Raw genomic sequence first — 9,028 nt, 5'->3', positions numbered from 1 at the left:
GTAGACCTTGCCCGGCCGGCGCGATCAATCCGGTGGGCGATCGTTGCAAGCTGCGTTGGTCTGGCACTTGGAGCCGTAGCGCTGCGGCGTCGCAGTCGTAAGATCTTGTTCAGCGGAACCGCCGTGCCCGCGCTTCCGAAAGCCTATACATCATAGACATTGGCGTCTATGATTGCCTCTGACCGCATTGAGTTTGCAACGCGATGAACGTCTACCGGCAAATTAAAACCGCTCCGATCAGCGCTGATGAACAGGCTCGTCGGCAGTACGCCATCGACTTTGCCCGAGGCAGCGTGCGGATGGAGGGTTTCGTACTGGACGCTCAGACCGAGGCCCTGTTCGCCGACTACGTAGCTGGCAAGCTCGATAGTTCAGCCCTTGATACAGCTATTTTGGAATATTGTGGTGTCGCAACCGCCTAGCAGCGTCGAGGCTATCGAGGCAGCTCTCGTTGCAAATCGTATAAGAAAGCTCATCGCTCAACCGATTGATGGGCAATACGACGCAGCGCATTTGCGTGAATTTCATCGATTTCTTTTCCAGGACCTCCCGAAGTACGCGCCCGGCGAATATCGTCCCGACGCACCCTCACACGGTAAAGATCGCCGGCTCGAAACCGAACCTATTCATCCTCATAGGGTCGAATATGCCTTGCGCCCCGAAGTGGACGCACGACTGGATGCTGTGCTGGGTGAGCTACGCGGCGGCGACGCCCTCAGGGGGCTTTCCACTCAAGACTTCGCCGCCAGTATGGCGAAACTCTATGGCGATCTCGACCATTTGCATCCCTTCTCGGAAGGCAACAGCCGAACGCTTCGGAGCTTCACAAGGCAACTGGCTGAACAAACCGGGCACAGTCTTGATTGGAGCACTACCAACGCAAATGCGGTGACGCGTGACGCACTCTACAAGGCTCGTGATATTGAGGTTTTGCGCCGAACATATCCAAATATCGATGCGGTCCGCCCATCTCAACAAGATGGCAACCGGCTTATGCTGGAAGCTGCTCAGACGCTTCGACGGTTCAAAAATGTGGATCGGCTTGAAGAGATTATCCGCCAGCACGCGACCCTCTACGGGGTCGTAGAGCCGGGCAAGCAGCTTCACGAGTGTCGTTTTCCCGGCGCCGTTCTCGCCGACCAGCGCCAGCACTTCGCCCGGTGCCAGGGCGAAGGACAAATGGCGTACCGCCCAACGCTCCGCACCCGGATAGCGGAACCCAACGTCTTCGAAGACGAAGCCCTGCCGGACCGGGGAGGGGAAGGGCAATGCATTCTCGGGTGACCTGATCCCGGGCACGGTCCGTAAGAACGAGAACAGATCGTCGATGTAGAGCGCCTGGCCCGCCGTCGCAGAAAAACCGCTCAGCAGACCTTCGAGTAACCCACGCAGCCGCAAGAACGATGCGGCGAGAAAGGTGAGGTCGCCGATCGACAGCGATCCGGCGACCGCGCGCCAGGCGATGTAGGCGTAAGCCGCATAATAGGCGATCGTACCCAGCCCAGCGAAGCCGGAACCCCAGACGGCGCGACGGAGCGCAAGCCGGCGGCTCGCATCGTAGGTGTCGCGCGAGATCGTACGGTAGCGGTCGATAAGGAACGCGCTGAGGCCAAAGATCTTGACCTCCTTGGCGGTATCCGCACTGGCAGCGACCTGGCGGACATAGTCGAGTTCGCGACGCTGCGGTGTGCGTACATAGCTTAGCGCATAGCTCAACGCATTGAAGTGCGCCTCACCCAGGAACGAAGGTATCAGGGCGACGGCGAGCAGCACCATCAGCCAGGGTGCGTAAACGACCAACCCGGCGGCAAAGCTCACGACCGTGATGATGTCTTGCGCCTGCCCGAATAGCTGGCCCATCAGCGACATGCGCCCGCTTGCCTGCATTCTCGCGCGATCCATGCGGTCCTGGAAGGCAGCATCCTCAAAGTCGGCAAGATCGAGGGTGGCGGCGTGCTCCATCAGGCGGACGCTGGCATCATTGCTGACGCGGTCCGAGAGTAGGCCATCCACCAAAGATACGATCCGGCCCAAAAGATCGGAGGTGATGGCGAGAGCAAGTTCGGCGAGCAGCAGCGCCTCCAAGCGGCCGAGCAGACCTGATCCCAGCCATGCGGCAAGGCTAACGGGAGGGGCGGAAAGCCCACGTAGTTGGACAACCTCGTCGATGATGAGCTTGCCCACGAACAAGGTCGCTACCGGTAGCAGAGCCCTTACCAGCCGAACCGCGAGCGTGATTGCAGTCAGAGATCGACTGGTGCGCCAAACCATGGCGAGGAACGGCGGCAGGTTCCTAAGCGCGCCGAGCCGCTCACGCCACGTGGTTGGCGGAAGTGGCATTCCGCGACCGGGCCTGCTGGCGACCGCCATCTATGGTTTGCCAGAAGATGTTAGGGCCGGCCGCCCAGGTATCGAAGCCGAATGCGCAAGGGTCATCTGCATCCACTACCCGCCAAGGGCAGGGGCGTGTAGCGGTTTTGCCATCTGGAAATAGCTGAGAGGGGCACCCTTGGATCTCTCGCTGTCGTTCGGTCCAGCCAGGCAGAAATCCCGAAGCCAAAAACATGAATGGGTGGCCGAAGTCGGGAAGCTAGTAGCTCAGGGTAAATGTCCGCTTCTGGATCACCGCTGTCGTAGTCGTCGAGAGGTCGACCACGACAGAGGTCTCGGCTACCTTCATCAACATGCTTGCGAGATTTGATCAGACCGCCGATCTCGACCTCGACCAGGACGGGGCCGAACTCTTCGCCCAGGCCCTGGATGAAACCGCGCTTACTCGCCTTGAGGCCGCCTTGGCTGCGCTTCCAACGAATGTGCCTGGAGTTCGGATCGGGGAAGGACGCAAGCTTAAGCCGTTTCTAGGCGTCGCTGGACCGATCGGTGGGATAGCAGCCACCGCGCTCGGACCCGACGCTCGTCCGGTTCGTGCGATCCTGTTCGACAAGACGTCCGAGCGTAACTGGGCGCTCGGCTGGCATCAGGACCGCACGATTGTGGTAAGGGAGCGGGTTGGCGCAGATGGGTTTGGACCGTGGACGTTGAAGTCCGGCCTGATTCAAGTCGAACCGCCGTTTGATATCCTCGAGCGCATGGTGACCTTGCGCGTGCACCTGGATCAAGTGGATGCGAACAACGCTCCGTTGCGCATCGTGCCTGGCTCGCACCGGCTCGGTCGCTTGAGTGAAGCCGAAGTGCAGCGCTTGGTAACGACCTCCGGCGAGCGGCTATGTCTAGCCGAACGCGGCGACGTTTGGCTCTACGCTACCCCTATCGTACACGCCTCGCTGGCTGCTGATCCCCCGCGACGCCGTCGCGTGCTCCAGGTCGATTATTCGGCTGATGCTGCGCCATACCCACTCGCCTGGCATGGTGTATAGGTGGCAGATTGAGCGCGCGCGTCCGAACGGTCCTGTTCGTCTGTAGCCAGAACAAGCTGCGAAGCCCTACCGCCGAGCAGGTGTTCTCGCGTCGGGAAGATCTCGAGGTAGACTCCGCGGGGACCAACCATGATGCCGAGAACCCGCTCACGGCTGAACTCGTTAGCTGGGCTGACCTGATCTTCGTTATGGAGAAGGCGCAACGGAGCAAGCTGCAGCGTCGTTTCCGGGCGGCTCTGACAGGCACGCGTGTGATTTGCCTCGATGTGCCGGACAATTTTGCGTTTATGCAGCCGGAGCTGGTCCGGCTGCTCGAGACGAAGGTGAGTAGGCACCTACCAGCACGCGCCAGGACAACCGAGAAGCGGTCACAATCGGAACATGAATGAACGGCGGTTTTTGGGATGTGAGTAGGCCGGTCTGAATGTCGTCTATTGGGTCAAGCGTTACCTAGTGGTTCAAAGGTCGGTCTCAATCTTCGGCCCAGCGCCTGAGCAGGTTGGACTGCGTCTTTGCCAGCAAGTCCAGTTCGGGCGTCTTGCCAAGGCGGTCGAACAGGGCGTGCCGTGCGGTTTCCAAATCGAACAGGAGTTCGCGGGCATCGGCATCGCGGATCAGGCTGCGTACCCAGGTTACGGCGGCTAGGCGCTCGCCGGAGACAACCGGCGCGACGCGGTGCAGTGCCGTCGTCGGATAGACCACTGCATCTCCTGCCGCGAGTTTTACGTCCTGTTCGCCCGATGCGGACTCGATCACCAGTTCGCCGCCTTCGTACGTGTCGGGTTCTGACAGGAAGATCGTGACCGACACGTCGGTGCGCATGCCGCCCATGATCGCGTCGTCGACATGGCTGCCATAGGCCATGCCGGGCTCGTAGCGGCTGAACAGCGGTGGGCGAACCACGTGCGGTCGCGTGGCCATCCGGAACAAGGGGTTCGCGAGCAACCGGTCAATTACGAGGTCTTGCATGTCCGCGAGCAGCGGGTCGGCGCGGTCGACCTGTTCGTTGCGCTTAACTGGGCGGGCCTCGCGACCGGCGGTCCGGCGCCCGTCGACATAACGCGTCTTGCCGAGATTATCTCGCAGCGACTGGAGATTGTCGGCGTCCAGAACGTTGGCAATCATGATCAACATCAGGGTTCTCGCAGCATCGACAGGATGTCGGGCGGGCGCTCTACCAGTCCCAGACAATGCGGCCAACGCGTTGGCGAGTAAGGAATTAGTATGCGTACGAAGTTGTGGATGGGCGTCGGCGCCTTCGTCGTTGCGCAATCCGGCCAGGCGATCCTGGCCGAAGCGGCAGCTAAACCACCGGCGCCGTCGGTCGACCAGGTCGGCGAAGGTGGCGAGAACGAGCGCGGCGAGGGTGAGGGCGAAGGCGAGGGGCGCCACGTCGTGGGCTCGACCAAGTCGCGCCACGTCGTCCGCAATCCCCGGCGCGCGCGTGCCGCGCAACAGCATGCCGGTCAGCGCGGCGAAGGCGAATATGAGGGCGGTGAAAACGAGAGCGGCGAAGGCGAGGGCGAACGCTGATCGCCGGACATAAGCGAGGATGAGCCGGTCCGGCATCACGCGCAAGCTCATATGGGCGGCGGCGGCGTTGTGCGTTTGCGTCCTGATCTTCGCGATCATCGCATACCGACCGGCAATCGCAACCGTGACGCGCCCCGATCCTCGTCTGTTCGATCCGGCGCTCGTCGTGCGCGGCGCTAATCTGGCCCGGCTAGGAAATTGCGTCAGTTGCCACCAGTCTGCAGGCGGACGTCCTTATGCAGGCGGGTATCCGGTCAAGACGCCGTTCGGAACGATCTACGGCAGCAACATCACGCCCGACCCGGCGACGGGAATCGGTGCATGGTCTCCGGCAGCGTTTCGGCGCGCGATGCGTGAAGGCGTCGGGCGTGACGGCAGCCATCTGTACCCCGCTTTCCCCTACACCCATTATGCGAACGTGACGGAAAGCGATCTGGGGGAGCTGTACGCGTTCCTGATGACCCAACCGGCCGTGCGTTCGGTGCCGCCGGCCAACACGATGATCCCGCCGCTCGGATTTCGTCCCCTGCTTGTCGGATGGAAGCTGTTGTTCTTCCGACGCCAGCATATCACGCCCGCCGCCAGCCAGTCAGCCGCCTGGAACCGGGGACGCTATATCGGCGAGACGCTGGCGCATTGCACCGCCTGCCACAGTCCGCGTGGCCTGTTGCAGCAGGAGAAGCGCGGCGCGCAGGCGTATGACGGCGGATGGTCGGGTGGCTGGTATGCGCCCCCGATCAACGCGCACTCTCCTGCTGTACGGGCGTGGACCGTGGAGCGGCTCGATGCCTATTTCCGCACCGGGCTGAGCACCGCGCATGCCGCTGCGGCGGGGCCGATGGGGTCGGTAACCTATAACCTGGCCCGTGCAGCACCGACCGATGTTCATGCGCTGGCGACGTATTATGCATGGCAAATGCGCGCTGCGCCTGCTGCACGGTTCGAGCCACCGCTGCCCGATCGCCAGGCGCTGGCGTCGCAGCGTCATCCCGACGGTGCGCGGCTCTACGAGGGGGCCTGCGCAGTATGCCACGAGCCAGGCGCGGCGATGATGGTTGCGGGACGTCCCGCCTTGCCACTTGGCACACCGCTGCACGAGGACAACCCGCGTGATACGATCCAGATTGTCCTGAAGGGTCTCCATCCGCCCGTCTCGCCACGTGGGCCCTATATGCCGGCGTTCGCCGATGCTCTCGACGACCGACACGTGGCGGAAATCGTCGCATATCTGCAGATGCGCCACGGTACCGGATCGGCGTGGAAGAACCTCGAGAAAGACGTCGCCAAGGCACGCAAGGAGGGCGAATGATCGACCTGACCGTCAACGGCGCAACAGCACGTGTCGACGTGGACCCTGCGACCCCGCTCCTCTACGTGCTGCGCGACGATCTGGGACTGCATGCCGCGAAGTTCGGGTGCGGGTTGGGGCAGTGCGGCGCGTGCACCGTGCTGGTCGACGACAAACCGGTGTTCTCCTGCGTCCTCCCCATCAGTGCGATCGGCACGCGAAAAGTCACGACGGTCGAGGGACTGGGCACGGCCGCCAAACCGGGTGACGTCCAGCGCGCCTTTCTCCACGAGCAGGCGGCGCAGTGCGGCTATTGCATCCCCGGCATGATGGCGCGTGCGGAGGGGCTGTTACGCAAGACGGTGACGCCGACCGAGGACGAACTGCGGACGGCGATGGCACCCTCGCTATGTCGGTGCGGGACGCACATGCGGATCCTACGCGCAGTGCGGAGGGCCGCGGTGATGCGCAGCGGTGGCGTGATCGATGCCGCGGAACCCGTGACGTGAACAGCGGGGCGTCACGCCGCGACGTGCTGGGCGGCTTGCTGGTCGCATTCTCGCTCGCGCCGGCTGCCGCGCTGGCGCAAACCGGCGGTGGCGAGGGTAGTGGCGGGCCACCGACGGTCGCGCCCGAACTGCCGGGGACATTGGCCAAGTTTCCCGATCTCGACGCCTGGATCCGGATCGCACCGGACGGTCGCGTAACCGTGTTCACGGGCAAGGTCGAACTCGGCACTGGCGTGAAGACCGCGATGGCGCAGCTTGCCGCCGACGAACTCGACGTCGCAATCGACCGGATCGACCTCATCACCGCGGACACGGGCCTGACGCCGAACGAGGGTGTGACCGCGGGGAGCCAGACGCTGGAACAGAGCGGCACCGCGATCGCCAACGCCGCCGCCAACGTCCGGCTGTTGCTTGCCGAGGCAGCCGCGACGCGGTGGGGCGTGGCGGCGACCACTTTGTTCACGCGCGATGGCGCCGTGCTCGACGGGCAGGGACGGCGCGCGACCTATGCGAAGTTGGCCGCATCCACCTCCCTCACAGTGCGCGCAAGGGCGGACGTACCACGCAAGCGTCGGGAGGCGCGGCGGTTGATCGGAAAGCCGGTACCGCGCGTCGACCTACCCGCCAAGCTGACCGGTTTGCCAAGCTATGTGCACGACATGCGGCTGCCCGGCATGGTGCACGCGCGGGTCCTCCGCGGACCATCGTCCGGCGCGCAACTGACGCCCGACCACGGTGCGCTACGTCGGCAACCGGGTGTTGCCAGGGTCGTGGAGGTCGGCCGTTTCGCGGCGATCGTCGGGCCTCGCGAATGGCCGCTCGAACAGGCACTTCGCGTTGCCAATCGCGGCCGCTGGGTGCGTGACGCCGCGGTGCCGGGGCTACCGCCGATGCCTGCCGGGTTGCTGACCATGCGGCGGGAAAGCCAGGTGATCGACAACCACCGCGACGATCCCGGCGCGCACGGCGTCCAGCAACTGTCTGCACGCTATGACCGGCCCTATCTGATGCATGGTGCGATCGGGCCGTCCTGTGCGGTGGCGCTGTTTGCGGAGGACCGGCTGACGGTATGGACCCATAGCCAGGGTGTCGAGCCGTTGCGGCAGGCGATCGCCGAACTGCTCGCGATACCCGCCGACCGCGTCCGGTGCGTCCACCGCGAGGGGGCAGGGTGCTACGGGCATAACGGTGCGGACGATGTGGCCGGGGACGCTGCGCTGATCGCCCGCGCGATGCCCGGCGTCCCCGTGCGGCTGCAATGGAGCCGCGAGCAGGAACATGGCTGGGAACCGCTCGGCCCGGCGATGCTCGCGCAGGTCGACGCGACGCTCGATGCATCGGGACGGATCGTCGACTGGCGGCATCAGGTGTGGAGCAATACGCACAGCACGCGACCGGTCGCGGCGGGCGATCTTCTCGCCGGTGCCGAAGTCGTACCGCCGTTCAAGCCGACCCCGCCGAAACCGATCCCGCAGCCCAATGGCGGCGGCGACCGCAATGCAATCCCGCTGTACCGCTTCCCCAACCAGACCATCGTCAGTCATTTCCTGCCCGACATGCCGGTACGCGTCTCGGCGCTGCGCGGACTGGGTGCACACCTGAACATCTTCGCGCTCGAAAGTTTCATGGACGAGCTCGCGGCTGCAGCAGGCCGCGATCCAGTCGCGTTCCGGCTGGCGCACTTGGACGATCCACATGCGGCCGCCGTGATCCGGCAGGCCGCAGCACGGTTTGGCTGGGCGCGATACCGATCCGCCCCCAATCGCGGGCGAGGCTTTGCCTTTGCCCGCTACAAGAACCACGGGGCCTATTGCGCCATCGCGCTCGACGTCGAGCGTATCCCCGGCGAAGGCCGGCTGATCGTCCACCGCGCCGTCGCTGCCGTGGACAGCGGCGAAGCCGTCAACCCGGATGGCATCCGCAATCAGGTGGAGGGCGGCATCGTCCAGTCGCTGAGCTGGACCGCACTCGAAGCGGCCGGGCACGACGGTGCGCGCCGGACCGATTACGACTGGAGCACTTATCCAATACTCCGGTTTGCCGATGCCCCGCTCAGCGTGACGGTTGAGGTCGTGGACCGGCCGGGCACGCCTTTCCTCGGTACCGGTGAATGTGCCCAGGGGCCGACCGCGGCTGCGCTGGCGAACGCTCTGGCTTCAGCTACAGGGGAACGGCTGAGAAGTATGCCTTTGATCAGCCGGTTGTTGTCTCAGGCGTAACCTTTGCTCTCTGCGCGCCAAGTATCAGATACGTAGGGCAGCATGAATGAGCGGCGAAAGTTGGGGCTGACAGAAGCAAGCTTGAGTGTTCGAATGTGGGTC

Annotated in this window: 9 protein-coding genes and 1 pseudogene; 8 read left to right on the top strand and 2 right to left on the bottom strand. The window is 64.0% G+C overall.

Annotation, left to right across the window (positions count from 1 at the left end; genetic code table 11):
- Positions 1–203 precede the first annotated feature (203 nt).
- Both IFR23_RS13670 and IFR23_RS20640 read left to right on the top strand, forming a co-directional pair.
- Positions 204–422 (top strand): antitoxin VbhA family protein, encoded by a 219-nt coding sequence (locus IFR23_RS13670; RefSeq protein WP_192976394.1) that lies wholly within the window; start codon positions 204–206, stop codon positions 420–422.
- Positions 403–774 (top strand): annotated as a pseudogene (locus tag IFR23_RS20640) (Fic family protein); the annotation flags it as partial. The gene IFR23_RS13670 and the pseudogene IFR23_RS20640, both read left to right, overlap by 20 nt.
- Here the strand turns inward: IFR23_RS20640 and IFR23_RS20290 are convergent.
- Complete coding sequence (locus IFR23_RS20290) at positions 697–1,776, bottom strand: ABC transporter ATP-binding protein (RefSeq protein WP_244655685.1); 1,080 nt, start codon at positions 1,774–1,776, stop codon at positions 697–699. The pseudogene IFR23_RS20640 and the gene IFR23_RS20290 sit on opposite strands and share 78 nt — an antisense overlap.
- A 908-nt stretch (positions 1,777–2,684) precedes the next feature.
- Here IFR23_RS20290 and IFR23_RS13655 point away from each other — a divergent pair.
- Positions 2,685–3,377, top strand: coding sequence for a phytanoyl-CoA dioxygenase family protein (locus tag IFR23_RS13655; RefSeq protein WP_192976393.1), 693 nt, complete (start codon positions 2,685–2,687; stop codon positions 3,375–3,377).
- An 8-nt stretch (positions 3,378–3,385) separates the two neighbouring features.
- A complete protein-coding gene (locus IFR23_RS13650) occupies positions 3,386–3,766 on the top strand; it encodes a low molecular weight protein tyrosine phosphatase family protein (protein ID WP_192976392.1) in 381 nt (126 codons plus the stop codon).
- Positions 3,767–3,848: 82 nt separating this feature from the next.
- Here the strand turns inward: IFR23_RS13650 and IFR23_RS13645 are convergent, their stop codons facing one another.
- Positions 3,849–4,511: a Fe2+-dependent dioxygenase gene (locus IFR23_RS13645; protein ID WP_192976391.1), complete on the bottom strand. Its 663-nt coding sequence runs from the start codon at positions 4,509–4,511 to the stop codon at positions 3,849–3,851.
- Between the two features lie 90 nt (positions 4,512–4,601).
- On the opposite strand from IFR23_RS13645, the gene IFR23_RS13640 reads away from it, so the two are divergent.
- The 4 genes from IFR23_RS13640 to IFR23_RS13625 are packed head-to-tail and all read left to right on the top strand — an operon-like array spanning position 4,602 to position 8,926.
- A complete protein-coding gene (locus IFR23_RS13640) occupies positions 4,602–4,910 on the top strand; it encodes a hypothetical protein (protein WP_192976390.1) in 309 nt (102 codons plus the stop codon).
- Positions 4,911–4,929: 19 nt separating this feature from the next.
- Positions 4,930–6,219 carry a cytochrome c gene (locus tag IFR23_RS13635; RefSeq protein WP_192976389.1) on the top strand — a complete coding sequence of 430 codons (1,290 nt, stop codon included), beginning with the start codon at positions 4,930–4,932 and terminating at the stop codon, positions 6,217–6,219.
- On the top strand, positions 6,216–6,707 hold the full coding sequence (locus IFR23_RS13630; RefSeq protein ID WP_192976388.1) for a (2Fe-2S)-binding protein: 492 nt from the start codon (positions 6,216–6,218) through the stop codon (positions 6,705–6,707). Before IFR23_RS13635 ends, IFR23_RS13630 begins: the two co-directional genes overlap by 4 nt.
- The gene (locus tag IFR23_RS13625; RefSeq protein ID WP_342344958.1) at positions 6,704–8,926 is read left to right on the top strand and encodes a molybdopterin cofactor-binding domain-containing protein; all 2,223 of its coding nucleotides are present in this window, start codon (positions 6,704–6,706) and stop codon (positions 8,924–8,926) included. Before IFR23_RS13630 ends, IFR23_RS13625 begins: the two co-directional genes overlap by 4 nt.
- Positions 8,927–9,028 lie beyond the last annotated feature (102 nt).

The sequence above is a fragment of the Sphingomonas sp. CFBP 13603 genome (assembly GCF_014892665.1).
Lineage (GTDB): Bacteria > Pseudomonadota > Alphaproteobacteria > Sphingomonadales > Sphingomonadaceae > Sphingomonas.
Note: the sequence above shows the minus strand (reverse complement) of the source record. Positions and strands in the feature narration are given on the sequence as shown.

Bases quoted from the DNA above. Each gene is read 5' to 3' on its own strand.
- IFR23_RS13645 (WP_192976391.1), bottom strand. From the start codon at position 4,511: ATGTTGATCATGATTGCCAACGTTCTGGACGCCGACAATCTCCAGTCG.
- IFR23_RS13655 (WP_192976393.1), top strand. From the start codon at position 2,685: ATGCTTGCGAGATTTGATCAGACCGCCGATCTCGACCTCGACCAGGAC.
- IFR23_RS13640 (WP_192976390.1), top strand. From the start codon at position 4,602: ATGCGTACGAAGTTGTGGATGGGCGTCGGCGCCTTCGTCGTTGCGCAA.
- IFR23_RS13635 (WP_192976389.1), top strand. From the start codon at position 4,930: ATGAGCCGGTCCGGCATCACGCGCAAGCTCATATGGGCGGCGGCGGCG.
- IFR23_RS20290 (WP_244655685.1), bottom strand. From the start codon at position 1,776: ATGGTGCTGCTCGCCGTCGCCCTGATACCTTCGTTCCTGGGTGAGGCG.
- IFR23_RS13670 (WP_192976394.1), top strand. From the start codon at position 204: ATGAACGTCTACCGGCAAATTAAAACCGCTCCGATCAGCGCTGATGAA.
- IFR23_RS13630 (WP_192976388.1), top strand. From the start codon at position 6,216: ATGATCGACCTGACCGTCAACGGCGCAACAGCACGTGTCGACGTGGAC.